Origin of the sequence: Ensifer aridi, from assembly GCF_002078505.1 — a bacterium.
In the GTDB taxonomy this organism is placed as follows: Bacteria; Pseudomonadota; Alphaproteobacteria; order Rhizobiales; family Rhizobiaceae; genus Sinorhizobium; species Sinorhizobium aridi.
The window spans coordinates 1-25,381 of record NZ_LUAV01000023.1; the positions used below are offsets into that span (position 1 = coordinate 1).

Sequence of the window (25,381 nt, forward strand, 5' to 3'; positions counted from 1 at the left end):
TTGACGTCTGTTTTCGGGAAAGCACGGCCTACGACACATATGGGCGCGAAGCGGTCATTTTACCTTGAGGAGAGCAAGGTCTCCTCAGGGTGGAAAGTTCACCTTGCCGCCGGCGATCTGAACGTGACGAAGGTGCCATTTCCGGACCTTTGCCGATAGTACGGGGAAGGTCGTGTCTCGGACGCAAAGCAGCCCCGGTGGACCATCGCGAGCTACTCGGCTGCTGCCTCGCCCTTTTGTGCCGCGGCAGCGTTCTTTTTGGCGATTGCATCGCGGGTCGCGGCGGCGGCCGCTGTCGCTTGCGCTTCATCGCCGGCGACCTGAACGGTCGGCGAGGCAAAGTGGATGCCGTTGGCCGCGAAGGCGTCCTTGATCATGGCCTGGGCCCGCCGCCTGATCTGGGTCTGGTGACCGGGTTTCGTCGTCACGGCGAAGCTCAAGGTGATGCCGTAATCGCCGAACTGCTCGACGCCCTTCATCTTCACCGTTTCTATGATCAGCGGCCCGAGTTCGGGGTCATCGAGGAGCGCGGCGCCTATGCCTTTGACGACCTTCTTCACCTTGGCGACGTCGGCATCGTAGGAGACGTTGATCATGAACTTGTCGATAACCCAGTCGCGGCTCATGTTCTGGACGGCGCCCAGCGAGCCGAAAGGAACGGTGAACACCGGACCACGGTGATGCCGAAGCTTGACCGAGCGGATGCTGAAGGATTCGACCGTTCCCTTGTAGCTGCCGCTCTGGATGTATTCACCGACCCGGAAGGCGTCATCCATCATGTAGAACACGCCGCTAAGGATGTCCTTGACGAGGGTCTGAGAGCCGAAGCCGATGGCGACGCCGAAGACGCCGGCACCGGCGATCAGCGGGCCAACATGGACGCCGAGCCCCGAAAGCACCATCATGCCGGCGACGACCGCGATGAAGGCTGCGAGAAAGTTGCGCAGGATCGGCAGCAGCGTGCGCAGTCGCATGCTGCGGGCGAGTTGCGCCGAGCCGGAGCCGTCGACGCTCGCCCGCCTCAGATGAAGATCGATAAACCCTTTCGCCAGTTGCCAGATCAGATCTGCCGCCAGCAGAATGACCACTCCGGCAAGGAGACCGCGGAAGACGCGGTTGAATACGTCGTCCTGCATCATCGCGCTGCCGTTGAAGCGGAAAATGACGGCGAGCCAGGCGGCCGCGAGCGCGATGATGGCGAACCGCGCTCCGCGGTCGATCAGCACATTCCGCATTACCTGAAGGTTGTCTGCCGCCTCTGCGTCCAGCATCGTCCGCGTCGCGGCACTGACGAAACGCAGCAGCGGCGGCAGGCCGAGGAGATAGACCCCGAGCCAGAACAGCACCTTCATGCCGGCAACCCAGACGACCCACAGCATGACGAGGAAGCCGATGAGGAACGCGTTGCGCAATATCCGCCGCCCGGCTGTCATTTCCACGACGGGTCGGCGCAACACCGTATCGATTGCAAGGCCCAGCACAAGGAGGCCGAGGACGGCCGCCGTTAGATCACGGACGTCGACCGGAACCGCGAGTGCGCGCATCATGTCGATGACGGCCCACAGGAAAGCAGTGGAACAGGCAAACAGCACGAATCGTCTGTACAAGAAACGCGCTGCATCCGGCGTAAGAGATACCCTATGCCGCGTCTCCGCTGCCCCGCCGTCCTCGTATGCGGGCTTGAACACGGCCGCAGCGATCGCGATCAGCAGGCGGGCGGCGATCCAGGCAATGAGCAGCGGGGCAACCGCTGCTTCGAACTGGCGTGGCCAGCCGGCTAGCACGAAGGCGGCGATCGCTGCGATCGCGAAGACGACCAGCGGGGCGATCCGGAGGAGCGCCCCGAGACCAAGCCCGAACTGGGCCGAGCTTCGGCCTGCACTGCGCCGCAATGTGTAGCGCAGCAGGAACTCGGCGCCGTAACCGACAAGGAGCACGAACGCGAAACCGCGGAGGATCGGCATCGTCCCTTGGTGCATCTCGGCCGCGGTGCGCTCTCGGGCCGCCACCCACTCCGGAACCATCCGCGGCGCGGCGTTCCGCATGCCGTCAAGGTGCCTTCTGATCTCGGCGACCCATTGCGATGCGAGACCCGCCGGCGGCGTGACGGCGGCCTGCCTGGCGGTCAGCCATTGCCGGACCTCCGGATCGTCCAGCAGTTCGATCAGTTGCTGGACCTTGGCGGGCGGCGCAGTAGCAGTCGCCGGCTCTTGCGCTGCCACCGTAGCGGCAAGTCCGAAAACGAGCTGCAGAAACAGCACGATCGCGGCGAGACCTCTGCACCCATTCCTGAAACCTGCGCTCATCCGGTTCGCCCTATCCTTTGCACCGACGTCCGCGATACCCAGGCAGGCGGAGACGTCGTTGCGCCCGCCGGCCCGTAGGCTTCGAGATCAGCAAGAAGGGGCCGCGCGCCCCTCCAGTTCAATGCCCTGTCAGTACAAGCGTCTGCACCGGCAGGAGCAGCGCTTGCAGCCGGAGGATCATCGCGTGCACCAACCCGACGGTGTCCACCATGTGCAGGAACAGCCAGCGTGGCGTGCTGATGTCCGGCGAGTGCAGTTCGTCGTGATTGCTGGTATAGGCGTTTGCGATGCAACTGCTTCCCGGCGGTATGCCGGTGAACTGGCCGTCGAAGAGCGGTTCCAGGAAAGTGGTCAGCGTTCCGGGCCGCGCCATCTGTTGCACGTCGGCGAGCTGATCGGTCGGGCGGATCTGCCCGGTGGCGATGACCTCCTGGACCTCGGTTACTACCATCGGGATGATCGTGAAGGGCTTGCCGACGCAGGTCGCCTCAGCGATCATCCCCGGCTTCATCACCTGGGCCTCGATCTGGCCGAAGCCGGCGATCAGCCCAATCCGGCGATCATCAGGCACCAGTATGCCGGCGCAGCGGATCATGGGATTGACGACGTCACCGGGCCGAAGCGCGAACTGCTGAAGCATGCCGCCCGTGCCTGCGCGCACGACTGTCTTGTCGAGTTCGACCTGAGCCTGGGCCAGCGCCGCCTCGGCGCTGGCCTTCTGCTTCACATCAACGTCATTCGCGAGTATCCCAAGAGGGGTCTCGCCATTGGCAGACAGCTTTGTGTAGATGACATCGCCTATGATGCTGAAACGGTCATATCGCGCCTCGCCGGCAGCCATGAATGCGAAATCGAGATGGTCGAGGATGTCGCCGAAATCGGCATCGATGTCCACAGTGGGCAGCCCGAACTGGGAGGTTTCGCCCGACAGTCCGGCCATCCAGAAGTACGGAGCGATCGAGAAAGTCCAGCCATCCTGCACCTCGGCAGGCTGTGGGTCTTGGGCCAGCAGAGGTGATACGTCGGCCGCCCGTGCCCAGGTGGAGCCCAACGCCGCCAAGACCAGTGAGAACCCAAGCTTCAGACTTTTCTTCAACACCATCGACTTCTCCTTCACTGGCCGCCCACTTGCGCCATCATTGTGCCATGGCGCAAACCTGTCTGCCTGCCGCGGTTTTCGAGCCGCATTTCGATGCCCTCGTCGATTGCTGGGCGCTCGTCTGACCTGTCATGCTGTTCAAGTGATGGCATCTTGTCTCGGGTATTCTGATCCACCATGGCGACCGGCGCGGCGAGCATAAGACCCGCCGCATTCCCGGCCGCCGCCGCTACTCCGGTCGTTCCGGCAACCAGGTGGTCCCCGAGACCCATCCTGCTGTCGGTCAGCGTCTGGCCTTCGGAGATACGTGCGCCGATCAGCCTGACTATCTCCGGCGATTCCGCAAACTTGCTGTGGTGGAGACCGTCGCCGGCCTCCACCTTTGTGAGGTCGATCACGGCGATGTTGTTGGCTGCGAGCTCCTCCTTGTAAGGAGCCTGCTCGGGATCAATCGATCCAAGTCGGGCGATGTCTCCCCACACCCTGCGCGAGAAGGCGAGCGCCCGATCATCGCGGGATACGAACAATGTGAACCGGGGGTGCTGCTTGCCCATGTCGGCAATCTGCGAGCGGAACACGTCCACATCAACGTCCGGAGCCGCAAGCATTACGTTCTTAAATTTCGGTGGCAGGCCGCCGTTCCGTATCGCCATCTGGCGCAACCCTTCGAGGGCCAGCCAGTTGCCCATGGAATGCGCGAGGATTGAGACCTCCCTTACTTCTGAATCGTTCGCCAGGTACTGGAACAGCTTCTCCAGAGCGTTCCGCGTGTAGTTGGTGCTTTCGCGGTCGTATCCGTAGGCGAGCAGGCTCCCCCGCGACGGCCAGGTCACGAGAATGGGCGCGCTACCGACATCCGAATCGTGGACGATCTGCGCAAAGCGATAGACGGAATCCTCGAACCGGTTGTTGAAGCCATGGATGAACACGAACGCGCTCCGGTCGGGGCTCTTGCTGACCCTGTCGTTGAACCAGGTCTTTGCATCCTCCAGGCTGATCTCGTCCGCCTTCAAGGTTGCGAAGTCTGTCGCCGGATTTGACGGCAGACTCTTCGGCCAGGCGACGTCACCGACCTTGCGAGCGCTCGCTGGTGGGATCGAAACCGTGATGTCGGCAAAGGCCGGCGCAAGCGCTCGTTCGCCGGTAAACATCTCCCCCTAAGTGGTGGAGCGACTCCGGGTCGTCGCAATCAACATATTCACGCGGCTGGAACTGGGCAAGGTGTCCGCCACAGGCGTCAGCACGCCCCTAGGATGCCCGCCGCATCCGGGGAACAGAACGAGCGCGGAACAAACAACGAGCCACCGACAACGCAGGAATAGGGAGGTCAGACGATTTTTATTGACCCTGTGCGGAATGCTCACTGCACGTCCTTTCGCTATCCCTGCGTCTCAGGTGTCGTGCATGTGCTGACAATGCATTGCCTGAGGTGCCGAACACATCGGATCAATGCAACCGACACTCACCATAAGCGAACTTTAGTGGTAAGCTGGCGTCTACAATATTGTCCTTTGGGGCAACGCGACGCCGTAATTTTCACTAGCGCCATTTTTGAAGCGGTCCCCGATAACACTTTTCAGCCTCCTGGTGTCGCATGATTGCTTGGTTCCAGGCACGCCCCGGCAAGATTCGCGCGAGTCCATCGTGCAGGAACGCGTCCGCCCTCATTTGCATTCTATTGATCGCGATTTTCGCCCCGACCGACATTGGTTCCGCGGAAGTCGCGGGCCCGGTCCCGCGTGTCCTGATCCTCTACCCCTATGACGAGCGAATTCCTGCTACGAATATCGTCGGCGAGGCCACAAGAACGCGGCTGCTTGAGGCGACCGCGGGCAAGATCGAACTCTTTTCGGAGTTCCTCGACCTTTCCCGATTCCCCGAGATGCGCCACGTCGAACGAATGGCGCGCTATCTCGCCGAGAAGTACATCGATCGCCGTCCGGACCTGATCATCGCTCTGGGCGAGGAATCCACCCGCTTCATCGTAAGAAACCGGAATGCGATCGCACCGGATGCGAAGATCGTCTTTGGCGGTTTCGGCAGTGCGACCGCGGAGGAACTGCGTCTGCCCGACGACGTCGTCGGCGCCTTGACGGAGTTCGAAATCAGAAAAACCGCGGAGATGGCGATCGGACTTCAGCCGAATGCCCGACGACTTGTGGTGATTGCGGGATCGGCGGAATTCGACAAGGCCTGGATTGCCGCAGCGCAGGAGGACCTGACCGGTCTGCCGCGGAATGTTGAGACGACCTATCTCACCGGATTGTCGATCGACGAGTTTGCCGAGCATGTGGCAGCTCTACCGCCAGACACGATCGTCATCGTCTTGACCGTGCTTAGTGATCGCAGCGGCCGGAACTTCGTCCCGCGCAATTCGCTGCAGAAGATCGCAAGCGCGGCCAACGCCCCGGTCTATGGTCCATATTCGACATATCTGGGACATGGGGTCGTTGGCGGCAATGCGGCGACGTTCGAATCCACGGGGGCTGCCGTCGCCAGTCTGGCCATCGATGCCCTTGCCGGCAAGGCGATCACCGATGTGACTGTGCCGCAAAGTTATATGGCCGATGCACGGCAGTTGCGGCGTTGGGGCCTTTCGGAAGCCGATCTTCCTCCGGGCACTGTCGTGTCCTTCAACGAAAGATCATTGTGGGAGGAATATTGGAAGGAGATCATAGCGATTTCCGTCTTTGTCGCAGCCCAAAGCCTGGTCATTGTTTCGTTGGCCTTCGAACGCCGTCGACGGGCAGCCGCGGAGTTTCAGGCGCGGCGCCGTCTTCTCGAGGTTATCCATCTAAACCAATCGGCCACTGCCGGTGCATTGTCGGCCTCGATCGCCCATGAGCTCAACCAGCCGCTCGGTGCCATCCGCATCAACGCCGAAACCGCAGCCGTGATGCTTGAAAGCAAAGAACCCGACTTGAAGCTGATCAGGCAGATTCTGGCGGATATCCGCGACGACGACCAGCGAGCCGGCGACATCATTGCTCAAATGAGAGGATTGCTGAAGAAGCGAAGCGAGATCGACTGGCAGGAATTCGATCTGAAGGATGTGATCCAGAGCGCCATTCACATACTCAGACCGGAAGCGGAGCGGCGAAACGTCGTCGTGAGTTCGATGGGGCCACCACAGGGATTGCCGGTTCGCGCCGATCGAGTCCATGTCCAGCAGGTCATCCTCAACCTCGCGACGAACGCCATGGACGCCATGCTCCATGCGTCGGGCGCCGAGAGGAATTTGGTGTTTCAAACCACGCTGGCCGGGACAAATGGAAAGGTTGAAGTGTCGATCTCCGACACCGGCTGCGGGATTCCGAACGACAAGCTCAGCAGCATCTTCGATGCCTTCTACACCACCAAGCCGGCCGGCACCGGGCTTGGTCTTTCGATCGCCCGTGTGATAATAGAAATCTACGGCGGCAAGATCTGGGCCGACAACCGCCCGGAAGGGGGTGCCGTGTTCCGCTTCGTCCTGCCGCTCGCGCAACGTGGATGAACCTGGTGGGCCCGACCGTTCACATCGTCGATGACGACCAGTCGTTCCGGACAGCCGTGGGGCGGTTGCTTGAGGCCTCAGGCTATCGGGTCGCGGCCTACGAATCAGGTGAAGAGTTATTGGCACGCCTCCCGAGTGGGCATGGCTGCATTCTGCTCGACTTGCAGATGCCCGGCCTGTCCGGCTTGGAACTGCAGGCTCGTCTTGCCGACATGGCGCCTTTCCTGCCGATCGTGTTCCTGACCGGCCGTGGCAACATATCGATCACCGTGCAGGCGATGAAGGCCGGCGCCTATGACTTTCTTGAAAAGCCGGCCTCGAGCACGGCGGTGCTTGAAGCCGTTAAGCGGGCGCTACAGCTTTGTGAGACGAGACGGCTGGAGCAAGATCGCGTCCAAGCGCTCCATACTCTTGTTGCTAGGCTCACACCACGGGAATCACAGGTCTTCCGCCTGATCGTTCGTGGCAAGCGCAACAAGCAGATCGCCTATGAGCTCAGCACATCCGAGCGGACCGTCAAGGCACATCGTCACAACGTCATGGAAAAGCTCGGGGCGCGCTCTCTGGCGGAGGCCGTTTCGATGGCGGAACGACTGGGCTTGCTTGAAAAAACCGCATGACTGACGTGCCGCTCTTCCAGGCACTTTCCTCTTCCCCTAAGGACAATAGGCGACACCGCGATTTTGCCTCCTAATGGATTTCGTGGCCGTATTCCGCGGCCAACCGGCTCTGGAAAGGCATCACGTTGGAAACCCGACCACGCACGGTTGCTGTCGTGGAAGACAATCCGAGCATGCGAACAAGTGTCGAGCGGTTGCTGAACGCCTGTGGCTTGACGACCGAGGGATACTCGTCGGCCGAAGCCTTTCTCAGCCACGCTACGCCGGCGGAGCTTGGCTGCATCGTGCTCGACATCCATCTTGCCGGCATGTCGGGCATCGAGTTGCGGCGGCGCCTGAAAACCGCTCATCCTAGGCTCGCGGTCATTTTCATCACGGCAATCGATGATGACGCGCTCGAACTGGAGGCACGTAAGGTCGGTTGCATCGCCTATCTGCACAAGCCGTTTCCCGCCGCCTCGTTGGTTGGTGCAGTCAAGGACGCACTCGCGGGAAATGCAACCGATTGAACGTCGGATCGCAGTCTTCCCCAAAGTACAATAGCGCCGCGAGCGATACTCCATAAAATTGCCAGTGGAAAAAAGGCCGGCGCGCCACCCAAAGGAGAGTGCCGGCAAATCCGCATTAAATGACGGACGGTGCGTTCCGGCGGAAGCGGCCAGGGACGCCGGAGGGCCCTCGGCATGTCCGCGCATTCGTTCAAACCAGTCAGGGAGAAGAAAGATGAGCGACAAGCAAGCAAATCCGCGCCGCCATCCAAACCGGCGTGACGTTCTTCTGGCGGGCGGATCCCTGCTTGCCTTAACGGCGCTGGGACCGATAACCAGCGGGGGTGCGAAAGCGCAAGCACCAGGCCCGAAGCCGAATATCCTGGTCATCTTCGGCGACGACATCGGCTGGTGGAATACCAGCGCCTACAACCGCGGCCAGATGGGATACCAAACGCCTAACATCGACCGCATTGCCGACGAAGGCGCGATCTTCACCGATCTGTATGCGCAACAGTCGTGCACCGCGGGACGCGCCGCGTTCATTACCGGGCAAAGCTGCTTCCGCACCGGCTTGCTCAAGGTCGGCCTCCCGGGCGCCAAGGAAGGCCTCTCGGACAAGGATCCGACGCTCGCCGAACTGCTCAAGCCGCAAGGCTACGCGACTGGCCAGTTTGGCAAGAACCATCTGGGCGATCGCAATGAGTTCCTGCCGACGGTTCATGGATTCGATGAGTTCTTCGGCAATCTCTATCACCTCAATGCGGAGGAAGAGCCGGAAAACCCCGATTACCCGAAGGACCCGCAATTCCGCGCCAAGTTCGGGCCGCGTGGCGTGCTTAGATGCGTGGCGACCGAAACGGATGACCCGACTGAGGACCCGCGCTTCGGCAGGGTAGGCAAACAGAGAATAGAGGACACCGGACCTCTCGACAAAAGGCGCATGGAGACCGTGGATGCGGAATTCCTGGGCGCCGCGATGAATTTCATCGATAAGAACCAGAAGGCCGGAAAGCCCTTCTTCTGCTGGTTCAACGCGACCCGCATGCATATCTACACGCATTTGAAGCCGGAGTCGCAAGGCAAGACCGGGCTCGGCCTGGTGGCCGACGGGATGACGGAGTTCGACGGCATGGTCGGTCAGCTTCTGAAGCAACTGGACGATTTGGGCATCGCCGACAACACCATCGTACTGTGGACGACCGACAATGGCGCGGAGCTCTTTTCGTGGCCGGACGGTGGCTCCACGCCGTTTCATGGCGAGAAGAACACCAACTGGGAAGGCGGCTACCGAGTTCCTGGGGTCATGCGCTGGCCGGGGGTCATCAAGCCCGGTACGGAAATCAACGACATCGTCTCTCATGAGGACTGGGTACCGACTTTGGTGGCGGCCGCAGGTGAGCCGGATGTCAAGGAGAAGCTTCTGGCTGGCTATGAGGCGGCAGGGAAAACGTTCAAGGTCCATCTCGACGGGTACAATCAGCGGGAGCTCCTCGCCGGCATCGGGCCAAGTTCGCGTAAGGAATACTTCTATTGGACGGACGACGGCAATCTCGCCGGGCTGCGCTATGACCGCTGGAAGATCGTGTTTATGGAGCAGCGGGCCGAAGGTCTCGATGTGTGGCAGGACCCGTTGATGACGCTGCGCTTCCCCAAGCTGATAGACTTGCGCGCTGATCCTTTCGAGATGGCCCAGCATGTCGCCGGCGACTACGCCAGATGGCGCGTGGAGCATGCCTTTGCGCTCGTGCCTGCGCAGGCCTTCGTGGCCCGGCACCTGCAGACCTACGTCGATTACCCGCCGCGGCAAAAGCCTGGCAGCTTCGCGCTGAACGAGGTGTTGGCCAAGCTGCAGGAGGGCGGGAAACACTGACCGGTTTCTGAACTGTATCCAGGGTCGCGTCAGGCAAATAGCGGGCGCGACCTTCAGGCGAAAAGAGGCAGGCTCAATGACGCTAGAGAAAATCCGCCCGACTGCGACGATAGCCCAGCGGGCAAAACGCGAGCTGAAGGAATATGCCCTTCTGTCCGCGTATCTGTACGTCTGCTTCGGCGCGCTCGTCCTTTACAAGATGGCGATACTTGGCAGCCAGGGGGTGCATTTCTCTGCATTCGGCGTCCCGGCTATCAAGGCGCTGATCCTGGGGAAATTCATCCTTCTCGGGCATGCCGTCAAATTGGGTGAACGATATGGACGGCTGCGGCTCGTTTCCGTCATCGCCTACAAGTCCGTGCTCTACCTTCTTTTGCTCGTCGTCCTTTCCATCGTCGAGGAAGCGATCGTCGGGCTCAGCAACGGCAGAACGATCGCCGTCACACTCGCGGAAATCGGAGGCGGCAAGCTGCCGGAGCTGCTCGCCACGAGCGTGGTCATGCTTCTGATACTCATCCCCTATCTGGCTTCGAGGGAATTTGCCGTTGCACTCGGCGAAGGCCGGCTCTGGGACCTGCTGTTTGACTATCGCGACGGCCTACATCACGACGGGTCGGCAAATATCGCGAAGGAGTGACGTCGCCCCATGGCATGCCGGCTGATGACAACTGTAAGGAGATCGGGTCATGACCTATTTCATTCGGGTTGCAAAGAGCTACCTGTTGTCCATCATTCTGCTGGTATTCGCTTCATCTGCCCAGGGCGCAGATGTGCTTCCCTCCTGGAATGAAGGCAAGGCCAAGCAGTCGATCGTCTCGTTCGTCGAGCGCGTGACCGCCCAAGACTCAGCCGACTTCGTACCCGTGCCGGAGCGCATTGCAGTCTTCGACAATGATGGCACCCTGTGGGCCGAGCAACCGATGTACTTTCAGCTCCTGTTCGCGCTCGACCGGGTGAAGGTGCTCGCCCCGCAACATCCGGAATGGGCCTCGCAGGAGCCGTTTGCCTCGCTGCTGAAGGGTGATGTGAAAGCGGCGCTCTCAGGTGGTGAACCTGCGATCATGCAGATCGTCATGGCCACGCATTCTGGGATGACCACAGAGGAGTTCGACCAGATCGTCGGCGCCTGGACTTCCAGCGCCAAGCATCCGAAAACTGGGCAGCTCTACACGAAGATGGTTTACCAGCCGATGCTGGAGGTTTTGGGCTATCTGCGAGCCAACGGTTTCAAGACTTACATTGTCTCTGGTGGCGGGATCGATTTCATGCGCGTCTTCAGTGAAGAAGTCTATGGCATTCCGCCTGAACAGGTGATCGGCAGCAGCGGCAAGACCAAGTTCGAAATGCGCGACGGAACGCCCTTGCTGATGCGACTGGCCGAAGTCAACTTCATCGACGACAAGGCTGGCAAACCCGTCGGCATCCACCAGCACATCGGCCGTAGACCGATAGCGGCGTTCGGTAATTCCGACGGCGATCTTCAGATGCTGCAATGGACGTGCAGGCCTCCCGGTCCGCGCTTCTGCCTTTACGTCCATCACACGGACGCGGACCGGGAATGGGCTTATGACAAGGCCTCGTCGATCGGGCGGTTGGACAAGGGCCTAGACGAAGCCGGGATCATGAACTGGACGGTTGTCGACATGAAGACCGACTGGACAAAGGTGTTCGCGTTCGAACCGTGATCTCGGGGCGTGGCGCGAACCTGGACGAGGAAACGAAAGGTCATGACAAAGCCTGCGGAACTAAGCCGCGCAGAAGCTTCATCGAGACCCTCCCGCGATCGAGCGATGATGTGGATTCCCGGCGGCACATTCCTCATGGGATCGGACAGGCACTATCCGGAAGAAGCGCCGGCGCACAAGGTGGCGGTGACGGCCTTCTGGATCGACGTCTGTCCGGTCACCAATCGCGATTTTGCGGCATTCGTCGGGGCGACTGGCTATGTCACCGTGGCTGAGCGTCCCGTCGATCCCGCAGATTATCCGGGTGCGAAGCCGGATATGCTGGCGCCGTCCTCGGTGGTGTTCAGCAAGGCCAAGGCGCGCGTCGATCTCCGCAATCACTACAACTGGTGGGTCTACGTTCGAGGCGCGAACTGGCGGCGTCCTTATGGACCAGCAAGCTCGATCAAGCGCCTACAGGATCATCCCGTCGTTCATGTGGCCTACGAGGATGCGGAAGCCTATGCCGCCTGGGCGAAAAAGGAACTGCCTACCGAGGCCGAATGGGAGTTTGCGGCGCGCGGCGGGCTCGAAGCGGCAGACTATGTCTGGGGTGATGAGCTGACACCCGGCGGCAGGCAGATGGCCAACACCTGGCAGGGCGAGTTCCCGTGGCAGAACCTCCGCGACGACGGCTACGAAAGAACCTCGCCCGTCGCCGCTTTTCCGGCGAATGGCTACGGCCTTTACGACATGGCCGGCAATGTCTGGGAGTGGACCTCCGACTGGTATCAGGAACATGGCAGGATCGACAGCCCGTGCTGCACGATCTCCAACCCGAAGGGCGCGGACCAAGCCGACAGCCTCGATCCGCTTCAGCCGCACCTTAGAATCCCGCGCAAGGTCATGAAAGGCGGCTCGCATCTTTGCGCCCCCAATTATTGCCGGCGCTATCGTCCGGCGGCCCGGATGGCGCAGCCCGTCGACACTTCGACGTGCCATGTGGGGTTCCGCTGCATTTCGCGCGATCCGATTAGAGATGCTTGATGGCAAGCGACTTCGCATCAGTGACCGCTTTTGTAGCATGCGAGTCCGCCCCGAACTGACGCTGCTGCGTCCGCTTACCACCACCCTTAGCGGCAGTTTCGGATTATCAGGACAGAGAACCGGTTTGAGGCCAAATTGCGCCGTCGGGCGAACAAGCCTGGATGACTGCTGTGGGCGCACAGCTGTCGTCCGCGAAGCACGGCGGGAATGACTGGATCGGGGCGGACAGAACCGTGCTCCCACGAGTTCGGCACGGCTTGTTGCTGTGATGTTCACCTTCTGGGCCAAGAAGATGGTGTAACGGGCGGAACCCGGCCCGCCCGGTTTGAAGGGCCGGTGGTCGTCCCTCACAATGATGGTGTCGCGGAGTCAGGAGTGGCCTGCTCCATAGCAGCACGGAGAGACGACCATGAAGCAGTATGCCGGCATCGACGTATCACTGGAATACTCAAGTGTGTGCGTGGTGGATGCGGATGGCCGCATTGTGCGGAAAGCAAAGATCCTCAGCGAACCCGATGCGCTGATCGCCTGGTTCGGCGCGCACGGCGTGGCCCCTTGTCGCAGTGGCTCCATGCCGGGATGGTGAAAGCAGGTCTCTCCGTCGAGCTGATCGAGACGCGCCACGTGCGTTCAGCCTTCAAGACGATGCCGGTCAAGACCGACAAGAAGGACGCCCGCGGCATTGCGCAGTTGATGCGGCTTGGCTGGTTCAGACCGGTCCACTGCAAATCTCTTGCCGCCCAGGAGGTGCGGGCGCTGCTGACCGCCCGCAAGCTCATTCAAGGCAAGCTTCACGACATCGAGATGAGCATCCGCGGCATCCTGCGCGGTTTCGGCCTCAAGGTCGGGCCGACGACGCGGCGCACTTACGCGGGGCGCATCCGCGAGCTGATTGCAGGCCATTCGACCTTGCAAGCGATCGCCGCTTCGCTGCTGAAGGTGCGCGACGCGCTTGTGCATGAATTTGCAGGTCTTGAGCGCCAGCTGCGTGGCATCGCCCGCCAGGACGACAACGCACTTCGGCTGATGACGACGCCAGGCGTTGGCGTCCTGGTGGCGCTGACGTTTGTCGCGGCCGTCGATGCGCCGGAGCGATTCCGCTCGTCCCGCGCGGTGGGGCCGCACTTCGGATTGACGCCGAAGAAATATCAATCGGGCGAGACCGATCATAGCGGTCGCATCTCGAAGATCGGCGATGGCAGCGTGCGAACCGCGCTCTACGAGGCGGCCAATGTCATCCTGACGCGACCGGTCAAAGGTTCCGATCTGAAGCGCTGGGCGTTGGCGGTCGCCAGACGTGCCGGTCCCAGAAAGGCGCGCGTCGCGCTGGCCTGCAAGCTGGCGGTGGTGTTGCATTGCCTGCTCAGGGACAGAACCAACTTCATTGCTCATAAGCGAGCGCCAGCCCTGGCGGCTTGATCGGAGGAGACGACAAGACAGGCTTTCGGACGGGCACAGCCATCAGCCCTCCGCAGCAAGGTCCCTTCGCCGGGACGATGGATGGGTTAGGCCGCTATGCGATCAGCAGCACGCGGTGACTGCGCCTCTAAAAGATTGGCCAACCGGTCCTCAGCAGACCCCATAGAGCAGCGGCAAAGCTCCGACTGCGGACAGAAGCAAGCACTCGGCAAGGGGATTAAGCTCACAAGGGATTGACGCAACGCCCGTTACAGAAGATCGCATAATGTATCACCTGGAACAGCGCGCCGGATCCAGCTTCGCATCGATCCCATAATTAGGCGTGCCGCAATTGAGGCAACGCAGTGGCCGCGGCAGCGCCATCTGATGGGCAGAGTGAGCCTGCCTCCAAATCCGCTTTCCTCCCCATGGAGTCATTTTTAAGTTGATTCTAAATGAGTCGATTGTGATACTTCTGTGACAAGCACCTCAACACACGTGGGCGTTGCGACAGCCGAGCCAATCAGGGCTCAAATCATCATTAATCACCACAGACGCGTTTGAGGGGCAGATAGGGAGACCTAACATGGCGATACTCGAAGACGCCTTTAAGGGTAATGTTGCGACCGCCGTTGCCATCGGCATCGGAGCCGTCGTGTTGAGGCCGATCCTTGTTCCTATTGCCAGGCCGTTGTTCAAGGCCGTCCTGAAGGCCGGTGTTGTTGCCTACGATCAGGGCCGCATCGCTGTGGCGGAACTCGGCGAAGGCTACGGCGATCTCGTGGCCGAGGCGCGCGCCGAGATGTCGTCCGCCAATGGAGGCGCTGAGCCTGCCCGATCGGCTGAGCCTGCTGCCCGTCGTGCGGCGGCGAAAGCATCAACTTCGCGCGGCGAAGATCAAAATAAGTAAGTGGTTTGTCTCATCGTCGGCTGCATCAAAGTGCCGGGGGCTGGCGAGAGACGTGTTGTGCGACCTCGCTGAACGGCCAGGGCTGCCGCCCTGGCGAGGGTGCTCGTTGCTGCTCGAGCTGCATGCCCCGGCTTTTGGCAAGGATACAGTTTGATCGAGGGTCCGCAGTGGCTCGTTAGTTTCCCAGGAAATAACGTCTGCGCTTGGACTTGTAGCTCTGCGGATTGAAGTGCGCCGGCACCCAATCCGATGATTTCTCTCTCAAGTATCCTGCCTCGGGGTCATGGCGGCCGATCTCCGTCAGCTTCTTCACGAGATAACGGGCATAATGGTGGTCGAAGATCCGCATGAATTCGCCGAAGTAGATGTCGGCAACGCGTGTGTCGCCCCGGATGACAAGCATGTTCTCATCGTTGATCCGCTGCGACGGCTGGCTGAAGTTGGCTGAGCCGGTGATCACCAATGGGTTGTCGCTCAGCGGATCGACCAGCATGAATTTGTCATGGATGTAATCGTTGGTATTGAGCGTGTTGTCGCGCTCCTTCAGGAAATTCACCAGCGCACCGCTGCCAAGATATCCGCCGGCCGCAAACAGCACATCCCGATCGCGGGTTATGATTTCGCCGTCACCGAGATCGTCGTCCTTGACGACATAGCGCAAGACATCATTGTGCCGGTTCAGCACCTTCTGAAAAACCTTGTCGATGTTGAAGGCGACGGTAAAGCAGACGATCTCTTCGGCTTCCGCCATGCGATCGGCATACCACTGCAGCGTGGCGCTGCTGTCCTTTTCGTCCCGCGCGCTGAAGACGGGCGTGATGCTGTCTGACGGCGGCAGTCCCGCGGGCAGGGGGGAGGCGGCACGGTTCAGAGGCCGCAGTTTCGTCGGCGTCAGATTTTCCGCAAGGCGCTTCCAATAGTCGAGGTAGGCTTCGGCGACGGTCGTGTCCCAGACGATATGGCCGACATTGGAATGGCCGAAGATGCCCCCCTCGGAGATGTTGGTCGAGCCGGTCCAAACCGCGACCGGCTGCCCGTCCTGGAGTAGCACGATAAACTTGTTGTGGCGGATGCCTTCGCTCACCGTGCGCGCCTTGACCGCTCCCATCTGGTCGAGACCAGCTCTGGCAATCGTCGCTTCGTTTCCGTCCTTGTAGGAGCTCTCGCCATCGTAGACGATCTTGACGTCCACGCCAGCCTCGACCGCCTTGGCAAAGGCATTGGCGACCGGTTGATAGTGAAATTCGTACAAGGCCGCGCGCAGCGCGAACCGTTCGTCCTGCGCAAGGCCGATGAAAGCGATGAGTGCTTCATATAGCCCGCGCGAGAGCCAGACCATCTCCTCGGACTTAGGGCTCGCATTCTTCGGGTCGGCATTCTCGAAGCGGCGGGCAAAGGCCTGCGAGCCGATGACGCCGCGATTGAAGTAGACGTCGTGCCTTGCTGCGTCATTAGGCGCATCGGGTTTCAAGAGGAACTCGACCTCAGTCGAAACATCGAGAAGTACAGCCGAGTCCTCGTCAAGGGCGAGGTTCTTCACCGGGCCATAGACCGGGACGATCCGATACCGATAGCGACGATCCGCATGCGCCGTGTAATCCGCCCATTGGAAGGATTGGATCGGGTGATCGGCGGTGCTGACGGGTGTACCCGGCGCCAGTCCCCGATCCTTGTCGCGGAACCGCTTGATACTCCGCATCCAGTATCGTTCAACGATCTCCTCGCCTTTGAACTCCGTCCGCTCGACGGCGAAGCCCATTAGCCCGTCGCACTTATCCTCCTGCCCGGGCTGGAAGTCCCAGGCAAGCACGACGACATAGGTTCCTGCAATTGCGCGTGCACGCATCATGCCATTTGTTGCCATGACTCTCATTGCATTGCCCTCTTTTGATCGCGCAATCGCGCGTTATCCTCTGCGAGCGTCTCGGCAGACGCCTCCAAATCCGATTTCGTAGGCGCCCGTGCCGAGGGCGCCGACCGTCTACGTCAGAAAATGATCGTCTCGCCCTGGCGGTCGGCCTGCGCCTTGCTGTAGGTGACGAGATGGGTCGTTGATCCAGCGCGGTCGACGAGGCGTATTTCGCCGCCCTTGTTGGACAGTTGAACGGAATGGCGCGGTAGCAAGACGGTTGTCGCCATGCCGGGCGCGAGCGTGACATCCTTGATGCCGAAGCGATTGCGCATTTTGTCGACGAGAAACCAACCGTCGAGCGAGACCGTATCGATCCCGGTGTTGACGAGAGTCACGGTTTCCTCGCCATCATCATGACCCATCGGGTTGACCAGCGCGGCGACGATCTTGACCGATCCGCTGACGACGCCTGGCGCCTGGCCACCGCCGCCGTGAGGCGTTGCACTGCCTGTCGGCTGGTTGCCGGCTGGGCCGAGATAGACCGGGTAGAAGGTACGGACGAAACGCTGGCTTTGATCGAGGAACAGCTTCATGTCATAGCGCGCGCCGTTGATTACCGCTTCCTTTGGCGCGCGGGCACCGCGATGTGCACGCACTGCCCCCATGGCCATCAGGCCCTCGACGCTGCAGCCGACGAAAAAGCCGCCGATCGGCTTGGTCAAAGGGCGGGTCCTGCCGGCGTCGTAATCGGGTGCGTCCCAGCGATAGGAAACCGTTACGGATTCCGGGAACTGCTCTTGGCCGTCCTTGTAATGGCCGCGCAGATAAAGAATGCGGTCATCCTTGAAACCGGGGAAGCGATTGCGGTCGATGTGCGACGCGAGGCCGTCGTCGAGGTGGTACTTGTACCAGAAGTGATAGCCCTGCACTTTCGGGCCTTCCTGCTCGCCGACGAAGACGTGTTCGAAGCCGGAGAGATCGCGGTCGCCGCTCTGTGAAAAGCGACGGAACCATTGTTCGGTGAGCGTCGCGTACCAGCGGTCGCGCGAGACGGGTGTGCCGGATTCCTCCGAGATATAGGCCCGCGCCACCTGCATGGGTGCGGTGTCGATGATGGCTTCGAGAAGCTCGTGCACTTCGGCCCGCTCCTCCGGAGTCTCCACCTCAGCCTCCCGCTCGTCGAGCGCGTAGTTGTCAAAAAGCGCGCGAACGAGGTCGTACGTAGTTCTCTTATGCTCGGGAATTTTGACTTCGGAAAGCACTTTGAGTTCGCCGGAGGGCGTTGCTGGGCCGTCGGTATTGACGACGCGGACGTAACCGGTTTCCGGCGCTTCATCCGCTCCCGCCAGGATGGGTTTCACACCATTGCCGCTTTGGTCGGCATCCCAGATCTGCTGATAGATATCCATGCCCGTTCTCCATCCTAATCGAAGGTTCTTCTCGGGTACTCTATCGACGCGTGTTCAAGAGCTGATGACAGCCGCCGAGATCGGTATCTGGATATCGCACAAACCATGGCCCTTGCAGACGCCCCTCCGCCGGGCTCCCGCAGAGCTCTCGCACCGCCGCCAACATGCTACCGTAGCGCGTTCTTGCGATACCCGATGTTACGTTCGTAACGCGTGCAGCGCTCGGTTAGTGTTACGATGAGAATTCAGCAGCGTGGTTACGCGAGTACCACTGTAGATGGAGCCCGCGCATACCGCCGTCCATGCCCGCCTCCCCCCAGTAATCCGCCGTGCCCTCAAATCGAACCGCGTCGCTATGCGTTTGGACGGCCGTCGCAGAACCTTCATAAAGGGCGCGGGTGTCCCGATCGCGGAACGGATCGACGCCTAATCCTGGTCAGCTCAGACAAAATACCGAACCTTGAGCGGCAGGAGAGCAGCGCCGATGGCGGAGGCGTCGCCCTCCGTTTCGCTGAGAACAAGTCGCGCCTCCTTCGGCCCGACGCCGTAGCGATGCGCGCGCTTCGACGGCATGTGCACGCGGTCGATCATCATTCGGCCGAGGGAGCGCGGCAATTGTCCGCCAAAGACGATCGCCTGCGGATCGATGACGGCTATCAGGGTGGCGATTAGCCGATCAACTTGCGGCATCGTCTCAGTGAGCCAGTCCTCGACACCCGGCCAAGCGGGGTCGAATCGGCGGTAAAGCGCGTCCACCGAGCGGACCTCGACGCCGTTATCCTGCAACGTGCGAAGGAGATATTGCAGCGCCGGGCGATGGACGCTCTCGTCCGGATTGTAGATGCCGCTTAACTCGCCGGCATTGCCGTGAAAACCATGAAACGGTTTGCCTTCGAGAATCAGTCCGCCGCCAAAACCATAGTTGAAAGAGAGATAAGCGAAGGTCTGGCACCAGAGGCCTACTCCGCGGAGGCTTTCGCCTTGCTGCAGAAGTGTCGTCTCGCCAACGAAAACGGTCAACTCCACCCTGCACAATCCCTTGCCTAACGGTCGACTGCTTCGCGTCCCCACAGGTGGTGTAGAGAAAAATTCTCCGCGAACCCGATATGGGAAAGTACCACTATGGAGGGTAGAGAACTATTAAGGTTACAGCGGAAACGTGTTTTTACCCCCATAAATAACATGTAGCAATAGTCGCAGAGCTCTCCTTCATTGCAACTGAAGGAGGCAAAGTGGATGAAGGGAAGAAAGGTTCCGCGCATCCGAACCTCGGGCAGGATGTGCTCGCCAGCTTGTCTTTCACCGCCAGCGACACGGATTCCCCATTCGACGCATGGCGTTCGCTACTTGGTGTTCTTTTCGATGTCCTCGCTCCTAAGAACCGGACCTCCGGGTCTTTCGAAGCGAGCTTCACCGTTCACCATCTGGGCACGTTCCTGCTTTGCCGGAGCATTGCCGATGGTGGCCGACACGGGCGCCTCCTACCGCGCTCTGGCAAACCCTTCGTTCATGGACAATCTCCTCCGCCAGGCGGCATTGATCCGCGACGAGGGATTATTCAGCCTGCCCCTCGATGGCAACCGCAGGCATCCTACCTGTGCCACGCGCGACATCGCCGCCGCCGCCGCGAAGCTGCTGCTCGACCGGTCAGCGGGCGCGCCGACGTGCCGTTGCTGGGCCCGGAGGACCTGTCCTGTAACGACATGGCCGCGATCCTCACCGAAGTGCTCAGGTGGCCGGTGCGGTTCCAGCAGGTCTCGCTCGAGGCCTTCAAGGAGGGCTTGCCGCACGCGGCATGTCGCCGGGTTTCGCCCTGGGCTATGCAGAGATGTTTGCGGCCAAGGATTCCGGTCTCGACGATGCCGAGTCGCGGACGCCCGCGAATTCGACACCGACCAGCTTCCGGGAGTGGTGTGAGACGGTGCTCAAGCCGACGATCCTCGGCTAGAGCGAGCAGTCCGCCGCCCCAGGCGGGGCGGGAGGTTCGTTATGCGCAGACCGACGCGCTTGAACGAAGTGCGTTCTCAGTCAAACGGTTTCACGTTGGCGGGCTGCGCGAGCGTCCGGGTCACCTCGGCGATGAGCCTGCTGCGCCCGCGATCCGGCCTGTCGAGATGAACGTAATGCGTTGCCCTGGGGATTGTGACTGTGCGCACGCTTGCAGCCCGTCTTAAATCCTGAGCCAGCTTCGTGACGTCCTCCGGTCGGCTCCAGAAGTCATTCTCTGAGCGGATCACCAGCACATGCGCGGTAATCGGACCGGCATCCCACAGCTTGCGCCCCGAAGCGAGATCAAATGAGTCGGCCATCGCGCCGGACGGGGCTCTGAACGAGGGCGGGTTGCGGCTGGCTGAGGTCGGATCAGAGGCAAGCGCCGCGGCTTGATAGGCTTCAGCCACCCTCGGATCGCGCCAGGCGGCCTTGTCCTCGCCCGGAATCGAACGGTCCCACGATGGCAGGAGAGAGGCTGCCGTGTTCAGGCGGTAGGCCCCGAGCCGCTCGACATCGAACTCGTCGGGCTTATTCGGATCGGCCATGTCCGAGCCTGGCCCAAGGGCCTTGTGACCGGAGTGCGCACCGTAGAGGCTGTTGTAGATCACCAGATGGCTCACCTCGTCCGGGTTCTGGCTGGAATACATGCCCGCCCAATGACCGCCGGTGGCCCAGCCCAGGATTGCAACTTGCGACCGCCCTGTCCTCGCCTGTATGGCGTCGACTACGGCGGCAATGTCGCGAACCACTTCGTCGGAGCGTACGAGCGGTTGGCCATCTTGGCTTCCGTCTTGCCCGCCCCGGCTTGAGCCACCGTAGCCGCGCACATCAATGATGAAGACGTGATGCCCGGCGCGAACCAAGTCGGCTGCGAGAGAGCCTCCCTCCACAGGAAGATCAAAGGAAGCAACGCCGGACACGCGCGCGCCGTGGACCAGCACAACCGGCAGTCTGCCTGGCTGAAGCTTGTCATCGCTTACCTCACGGACCGCCAGTTCAACGCCCGGATCGCTGGTCACGGTAAAGTCTTGGCGCATGATCGCTGCATGAGCGGTACCGCCAAGAAGAATAGCCCCGATGAGGACCGCCCTGCTCAGACGCGGGGTTATTGGCTGCGAGCGCATTAGAACCTCCTTTCTGCTGCGTCAGGCTCTTGACTTGGCACCTCTGTGCGGTTTCTTCCAATATCAATCGACAGTTTATTGAGACGATATTGATATGATGGTCGACCTGCATCACATGCGCCACTTCGTGGCCGTTGCCGAGGAGCTTCACTTCGGCAGGGCCGCCAGCCGTCTTCACATGGCCCAGCCGCCACTCTCGCAGTCGATCAAACGTCTTGAAACCGCACTCGGTTTTCCGCTCTTCGTCCGGACGCAACGGCGGGTTGAACTGACCCCTGCAGGCCATGTATTCCTGAATGAGGCGCGCCGCACGCTACAGCAGGCCGACGACAGCATACGAATGGCGCGACGGGCCGCATCGGAAGATCTGGCCGAAATCACGGTGACCTTTACGAGCGCGGCGCTCTACCGCGTTCTTCCCGCCGCGCTCCGCGCCCATCGCGAACGCTTTCCGATGGTCGAGGTCCGCTTGGATGAACGATCAACCGACGCACAACTCCAGGGATTGCTGGAGGGCACGGTCGACGTGGGGTTTGTTACGCCGCCCCTGAAGACGGAATCAGGGCTAGAGGTCGAAGTGATCGATCGCGACCGCTTTTGCCTCGCAGTGCCGCGTACGAGCCGCTTGGCGACGGGGATACCGGTCGGCTTGGCTGAACTCTCGCACGAGTCCTTCGTACTCTTTCCGCATGTGCAAGGACCATCGCTCCACAGTCAGTTAATGAGCGCCTGCCGACAGGCCGGCTTCGTGCCGCGCGTGCGCCAGGAGGCCCGCCAGATGCATACGATCCTGAGCCTTGTCGCGGCCGACATGGGAGTGGCCTTCGTACCGGAAGGGGCGCGCTCCATGCAGGTGGACGGTGTGGCTATGGTGCCGCTGGAGGGAATGCCGGACGACCTCACCTGGGATCTCGCAATTGTATGGAAGCCGCGCGGCGTCCGCCGGGCGCCGGGCGCGTTTCTCGAGACGGTCAGATCCCTGTCGAGCAGAAGCAGACAGCCAGGGCACAATGCTTGGTCGTGACAGGACATGATATGTGCCGGAGATCTTACCGTCGGGAGGCCGCATTAAATTGAGGACGTGGCCGTCTGGTTCGAATCGCCTCGAAGAGGCCACAGGAGGACGGCGAGCGAGCCTGTCGCGGACGGCTTCCTCGCGATCCGCTCCGGCAGTAACAGCCGTACTGCAAAATGAATCCGACGCTCATGCGCGGCGCGCCTGCGGCCGCTCGCCGGTGTAGCGCAGGACCCAGATGCCCTGGTTCTTGTCGCTAATGTAGATGAAGCCTCGCCGGTCAACGACGACATCCTCCGTCTGAAGGATCAGCTTGTCCTCCGGCATCGGACCGTAACGGCGCACCGGCTCGGGCGGAATGAAATAGCCCACTTCCCGCGGGAGGCGTCTGTTGGAGACGTCATAGATCCGCAGCCCCGCATTGAAATGGGCTATGTAGAAGAGGTCTCCTTGCTTTTCGACATCCGGATGATGCTGATGATGGTTGATGTTGTGCGGGCCGCGCCATCCGCCTCGCGTCGTGAAATCAGCGTAAGGAGCCTCGGCCGGAGGCACAGGCTCCGGGAGCAACGACAGCAGGAAAGGCTCGCTGGGGTCCGATATGTCGATGATCGAGGCGTGATGGGCAGCGCCCTGCCCATAGGTCACATTCTCCGAATTTGCGAAAGCGATGCCCTGCTCCGGAATCGGCAGGACGCCGTGCACGCCGAAGCGGGAATGAAACGGTGGGCTGAAGCTTAGCCCGCCGATCTTCCGTGGCCGCGATACATCGCTTATATCGAGCACGATCATGCCGGCCGCCCCATATGGCAGATAGACGTGGTTTCCCACGACGTAAGCGGGCCCGTGCAGTGAGACGTCCTCGCCGGCCCCGGAGCAGAATGCGCCGCATATGCATTGCGCCTGAAACCGCATCGGTTCCGCTCGCTCTCTTGAACGTGAGATACTTGTCAGCAGCGCATCGGAGAAGCTCTCACCTCCTGCCTCGTGCTGCCCCGGCACCCACCAGCGTCCCGCTTCACGCGGATTGGCGCGATCCGAAATGTCTAGAATGAGGTAGATGTTACCGCGATAGCCCGGCATGGACGCGGCAACGTGAACATAGCGTCCCCCCGGATAGAGATTGCGGTGGGTGCCGTTTGCGCCGGTCTTAAAGTGCGACAGCAGTTGCGGGTTCAGCGGATCGGCGATGTCCCAGACGAGAAGGCCTTCATCAAAGGGAGCGTCTGGATCGCCGCCGAAATTCGCGAACGGCTTTTCCAAAGCCGTCACCATCGTGTCGCCCGACAGATCGACCTGCAGCGTCCACGTGTTCGGTGTCGGGTACGAGATGAACTTGGCCACCCGCGGTTTGGCAGGATCGGTCACGTCAACGACGCTCCAGCCGGAGTCCCAGAAATGGCCCGTATAGAGGTACCACCGGCCTCTCACCTCGCGGATAGCCATCTTGAAAGCCGGACGGTGTTCCATGTCGGTGTAGCCGACCGCCTCGACGTTGTGCGCATAGGCCCCGGCAGGGGCAGGCGAGTTTGACGGCTGGGGCTGGGCGACGGCTTCGCAAGCGAAGCCGGATTGTGAGGCCGCGACAACGGTTGCACCGATGAGAGGTGCCTGCAGCATCTGCCGCCGCGAGAATCTCTGATCGCTCATGTTATCTCCCTGCGAAGCATCCTTTGCGCATGATGCTGGAGCAGATATATTCCGTCCAATATCGTTTCATCCGCCTGTGATACCGGAACGGAAACTCTGATGGAGCACAGACTGCTTCAATCCTTCGTGGCTGTCGCAGAGGAACTGCATTTTGGCCGTGCCGCAAAGAGGCTCAACATCTCCCAGCCTCCACTCACCAAGCAGATACAGCGGTTGGAGCGTGAACTCGGCATAGCACTGCTTGAGAGGACGAAACGCAAGGTCGAGCTGACAGCGGCAGGCTCGGTTCTTTTGGAGGAAGCACGCAGCCTGTTGCAGCAGACGGAAGCCGCCACCGAACTCGTGCGGAAGACGGAGCGCGGCGAGACGGGACATCTGTCCGTCGGCTTCATCGATGCGGCGATCTATAGCGTGATTCCCGCAATCGTCGAACGATTCACCCGATCATACCCGGATGTAACGCTTGAACTCTCCGATCTCCGCATTCCGGATCAAGTTCGCGGCGTGAGCGAGGGCCGGCTGGATGTAGGTTTCATTCACCCACCGGTCAGCGGCAAGCATCTGGCGATCGAAACGGTCCTTGTCGAGCCTCTGATGATTGCGGTGCCACAGCAGCATAGACTGGCATCTCATGCTGAGATCCCGCTGGCGGAGCTGGCAAATGAAGCACTGATCCAGTTCCCGCGCAGCATCAATGCTACTCTTTACGACCAGATAATCGGGCTTTGCCAAAGCTCGGGCTTCAGTCCGAGAATCGTCCGGGAGGCAACACCGAAGCAGACGATCATCGGCCTCGTTTCGGTCGGCCTTGGCGTTTCGCTTCTCCCCAAATGCCTCGAGAACCTGAAGCGCGACGGGGTCGTCTACCGGGCCATTTCGGGATCGAACCTCTCGATAGATACCTCGATCGTTTACCGAAGCGACCGGCTACGGCCTGTGACGAGGGCGTTCATCGATGTCGTCCGCGCCGTCGCACGAGAGAACTACTGCAAGGTCGATCGATAGCTGTGCCGCCCTGCGGACGATCTGCTCGCCGTCCGGTATGCCGATCAGTCCGCCAGGCGTTCCGGCATTGGCGAAGCGGACAGCCCTGCAGGAAGAAGGCACCGGCCGCCGACTGGCCCGCCGCAGCATCCCGTCGGTCATCGGGATCTTTCCATCCTGGAAAACACTGATTGCCACCGCTCCTGCTATACAATCTCCTGCGACATCATCCACCTTGCGTGCTTGTTTCGCTTTCATGCGGGCCATCGCCCTTCAAGGCGAAAGGAAAGACTTGCTGAACCCATCGTTTGAGGCCGTTCCCGGCCTCGACGGCCCGCCGCCCGGTCTCATTACCAGCGGCGTCTCGCTCGGTGTTTGTCGATGGGGGCTTTGGGTGGAGCGGCCCCAAGGGCCGCCTGCATCTCGTGAGACGCAGGACTCCGGCGAGGTCCTG

At 61.0% G+C, this 25,381-nt stretch carries 17 protein-coding genes and 4 pseudogenes; 12 read left to right on the forward strand and 9 right to left on the reverse strand.

Features of this window, described 5'->3' with window-relative positions; all coding sequences use genetic code 11:
- Positions 1-212: 212 nt before the first annotated feature.
- The 3 genes and pseudogenes from AYK65_RS20635 to AYK65_RS20645 form a co-directional block, all read right to left on the reverse strand.
- Positions 213-2,306, reverse strand: coding sequence for a mechanosensitive ion channel family protein (locus AYK65_RS20635; RefSeq protein ID WP_081160244.1), 2,094 nt, complete (start codon positions 2,304-2,306; stop codon positions 213-215).
- Positions 2,307-2,424: 118 nt separating this feature from the next.
- A pseudogene (locus tag AYK65_RS33950) lies at positions 2,425-3,027 on the reverse strand (HlyD family secretion protein); the annotation flags it as partial.
- Positions 3,028-3,442: 415 nt separating this feature from the next.
- Positions 3,443-4,736 (reverse strand): annotated as a pseudogene (locus AYK65_RS20645) (alpha/beta hydrolase).
- Between the two features lie 263 nt (positions 4,737-4,999).
- Here AYK65_RS20645 and AYK65_RS20650 point away from each other — a divergent pair.
- The 9 genes and pseudogenes from AYK65_RS20650 (at position 5,000) to AYK65_RS20695 (ending at position 14,901) form a co-directional block, all read left to right on the forward strand.
- Positions 5,000-6,901, forward strand: coding sequence for a sensor histidine kinase (locus tag AYK65_RS20650; RefSeq protein WP_081160249.1), 1,902 nt, complete (start codon positions 5,000-5,002; stop codon positions 6,899-6,901).
- Positions 6,898-7,521: a response regulator transcription factor gene (locus tag AYK65_RS20655; protein ID WP_081160252.1), complete on the forward strand. Its 624-nt coding sequence runs from the start codon at positions 6,898-6,900 to the stop codon at positions 7,519-7,521. Before AYK65_RS20650 ends, AYK65_RS20655 begins: the two co-directional genes overlap by 4 nt.
- A gap of 125 nt (positions 7,522-7,646) precedes the next feature.
- Positions 7,647-8,030 (forward strand): response regulator transcription factor, encoded by a 384-nt coding sequence (locus AYK65_RS20660; protein ID WP_081160254.1) that lies wholly within the window; start codon positions 7,647-7,649, stop codon positions 8,028-8,030.
- A 214-nt stretch (positions 8,031-8,244) separates the two neighbouring features.
- Positions 8,245-9,882 carry an arylsulfatase gene (locus AYK65_RS20665; RefSeq protein ID WP_081160257.1) on the forward strand — a complete coding sequence of 546 codons (1,638 nt, stop codon included), beginning with the start codon at positions 8,245-8,247 and terminating at the stop codon, positions 9,880-9,882.
- 76 nt (positions 9,883-9,958) lie between these two features.
- Entirely contained in the window at positions 9,959-10,519 is a 561-nt protein-coding gene (locus tag AYK65_RS20670; protein ID WP_081160258.1) for a hypothetical protein, read from the forward strand.
- A gap of 49 nt (positions 10,520-10,568) precedes the next feature.
- Positions 10,569-11,567 carry an HAD family hydrolase gene (locus AYK65_RS20675; RefSeq protein WP_081160261.1) on the forward strand — a complete coding sequence of 333 codons (999 nt, stop codon included), beginning with the start codon at positions 10,569-10,571 and terminating at the stop codon, positions 11,565-11,567.
- A 105-nt stretch (positions 11,568-11,672) separates the two neighbouring features.
- The gene (locus AYK65_RS20680; RefSeq protein WP_244560057.1) at positions 11,673-12,593 is read left to right on the forward strand and encodes a formylglycine-generating enzyme family protein; all 921 of its coding nucleotides are present in this window, start codon (positions 11,673-11,675) and stop codon (positions 12,591-12,593) included.
- Between the two features lie 409 nt (positions 12,594-13,002).
- Positions 13,003-14,012: pseudogene (locus AYK65_RS20690) on the forward strand (IS110 family RNA-guided transposase).
- 565 nt (positions 14,013-14,577) lie between these two features.
- On the forward strand, positions 14,578-14,901 hold the full coding sequence (locus tag AYK65_RS20695; protein WP_081160268.1) for a DUF5132 domain-containing protein: 324 nt from the start codon (positions 14,578-14,580) through the stop codon (positions 14,899-14,901).
- A 175-nt stretch (positions 14,902-15,076) separates the two neighbouring features.
- On the opposite strand, the gene AYK65_RS20700 is transcribed toward AYK65_RS20695, so the two are convergent.
- From AYK65_RS20700 to AYK65_RS33510, 4 genes and pseudogenes are all read right to left on the reverse strand, one after another.
- Positions 15,077-16,774, reverse strand: a complete 1,698-nt coding sequence (locus AYK65_RS20700) for a phospholipase D-like domain-containing protein (protein ID WP_081160271.1) — start codon at positions 16,772-16,774, stop codon at positions 15,077-15,079.
- 113 nt (positions 16,775-16,887) lie between these two features.
- On the reverse strand, positions 16,888-18,162 hold the full coding sequence (locus AYK65_RS20705) for a hypothetical protein (protein ID WP_081160273.1): 1,275 nt from the start codon (positions 18,160-18,162) through the stop codon (positions 16,888-16,890).
- A gap of 441 nt (positions 18,163-18,603) precedes the next feature.
- Positions 18,604-19,209: pseudogene (locus AYK65_RS20710) on the reverse strand (ROK family protein); the annotation flags it as partial.
- Positions 19,210-19,505: 296 nt separating this feature from the next.
- Positions 19,506-19,634, reverse strand: coding sequence for a hypothetical protein (locus AYK65_RS33510; protein ID WP_275531678.1), 129 nt, complete (start codon positions 19,632-19,634; stop codon positions 19,506-19,508).
- Positions 19,635-19,894: 260 nt separating this feature from the next.
- Between AYK65_RS33510 and AYK65_RS31980 the strand changes: the two genes are divergently transcribed.
- Entirely contained in the window at positions 19,895-20,110 is a 216-nt protein-coding gene (locus AYK65_RS31980; RefSeq protein ID WP_139793282.1) for a hypothetical protein, read from the forward strand.
- Between the two features lie 76 nt (positions 20,111-20,186).
- On the opposite strand, the gene AYK65_RS20715 is transcribed toward AYK65_RS31980, so the two are convergent.
- Positions 20,187-21,278, reverse strand: coding sequence for an alpha/beta fold hydrolase (locus tag AYK65_RS20715; RefSeq protein WP_081160276.1), 1,092 nt, complete (start codon positions 21,276-21,278; stop codon positions 20,187-20,189).
- A 94-nt stretch (positions 21,279-21,372) separates the two neighbouring features.
- Between AYK65_RS20715 and AYK65_RS20720 the strand changes: the two genes are divergently transcribed.
- Positions 21,373-22,302 carry a LysR family transcriptional regulator gene (locus AYK65_RS20720; RefSeq protein WP_081160278.1) on the forward strand — a complete coding sequence of 310 codons (930 nt, stop codon included), beginning with the start codon at positions 21,373-21,375 and terminating at the stop codon, positions 22,300-22,302.
- Between the two features lie 180 nt (positions 22,303-22,482).
- Here AYK65_RS20720 and AYK65_RS20725 read toward each other — a convergent pair whose 3' ends face one another.
- Positions 22,483-23,943 carry an LVIVD repeat-containing protein gene (locus tag AYK65_RS20725; RefSeq protein WP_081160281.1) on the reverse strand — a complete coding sequence of 487 codons (1,461 nt, stop codon included), beginning with the start codon at positions 23,941-23,943 and terminating at the stop codon, positions 22,483-22,485.
- Between the two features lie 99 nt (positions 23,944-24,042).
- On the opposite strand from AYK65_RS20725, the gene AYK65_RS20730 reads away from it, so the two are divergent.
- Complete coding sequence (locus AYK65_RS20730) at positions 24,043-24,948, forward strand: LysR family transcriptional regulator (protein WP_081160283.1); 906 nt, start codon at positions 24,043-24,045, stop codon at positions 24,946-24,948.
- Positions 24,949-25,381: the final 433 nt, after the last annotated feature.

Coding starts and splice junctions, on each gene's coding strand:
- AYK65_RS20635 (WP_081160244.1), bottom strand. CDS start 2,306: ATGAGCGCAGGTTTCAGGAATGGGTGCAGAGGTCTCGCCGCGATCGTG.
- AYK65_RS20650 (WP_081160249.1), top strand. CDS start 5,000: ATGATTGCTTGGTTCCAGGCACGCCCCGGCAAGATTCGCGCGAGTCCA.
- AYK65_RS20655 (WP_081160252.1), top strand. CDS start 6,898: ATGAACCTGGTGGGCCCGACCGTTCACATCGTCGATGACGACCAGTCG.
- AYK65_RS20665 (WP_081160257.1), top strand. CDS start 8,245: ATGAGCGACAAGCAAGCAAATCCGCGCCGCCATCCAAACCGGCGTGAC.
- AYK65_RS20670 (WP_081160258.1), top strand. CDS start 9,959: ATGACGCTAGAGAAAATCCGCCCGACTGCGACGATAGCCCAGCGGGCA.
- AYK65_RS20675 (WP_081160261.1), top strand. CDS start 10,569: ATGACCTATTTCATTCGGGTTGCAAAGAGCTACCTGTTGTCCATCATT.
- AYK65_RS20680 (WP_244560057.1), top strand. CDS start 11,673: ATGATGTGGATTCCCGGCGGCACATTCCTCATGGGATCGGACAGGCAC.
- AYK65_RS20695 (WP_081160268.1), top strand. CDS start 14,578: ATGGCGATACTCGAAGACGCCTTTAAGGGTAATGTTGCGACCGCCGTT.
- AYK65_RS20700 (WP_081160271.1), bottom strand. CDS start 16,774: ATGAGAGTCATGGCAACAAATGGCATGATGCGTGCACGCGCAATTGCA.
- AYK65_RS20705 (WP_081160273.1), bottom strand. CDS start 18,162: ATGGATATCTATCAGCAGATCTGGGATGCCGACCAAAGCGGCAATGGT.
- AYK65_RS20715 (WP_081160276.1), bottom strand. CDS start 21,278: ATGCGCTCGCAGCCAATAACCCCGCGTCTGAGCAGGGCGGTCCTCATC.
- AYK65_RS20720 (WP_081160278.1), top strand. CDS start 21,373: ATGATGGTCGACCTGCATCACATGCGCCACTTCGTGGCCGTTGCCGAG.
- AYK65_RS20725 (WP_081160281.1), bottom strand. CDS start 23,943: ATGAGCGATCAGAGATTCTCGCGGCGGCAGATGCTGCAGGCACCTCTC.
- AYK65_RS20730 (WP_081160283.1), top strand. CDS start 24,043: ATGGAGCACAGACTGCTTCAATCCTTCGTGGCTGTCGCAGAGGAACTG.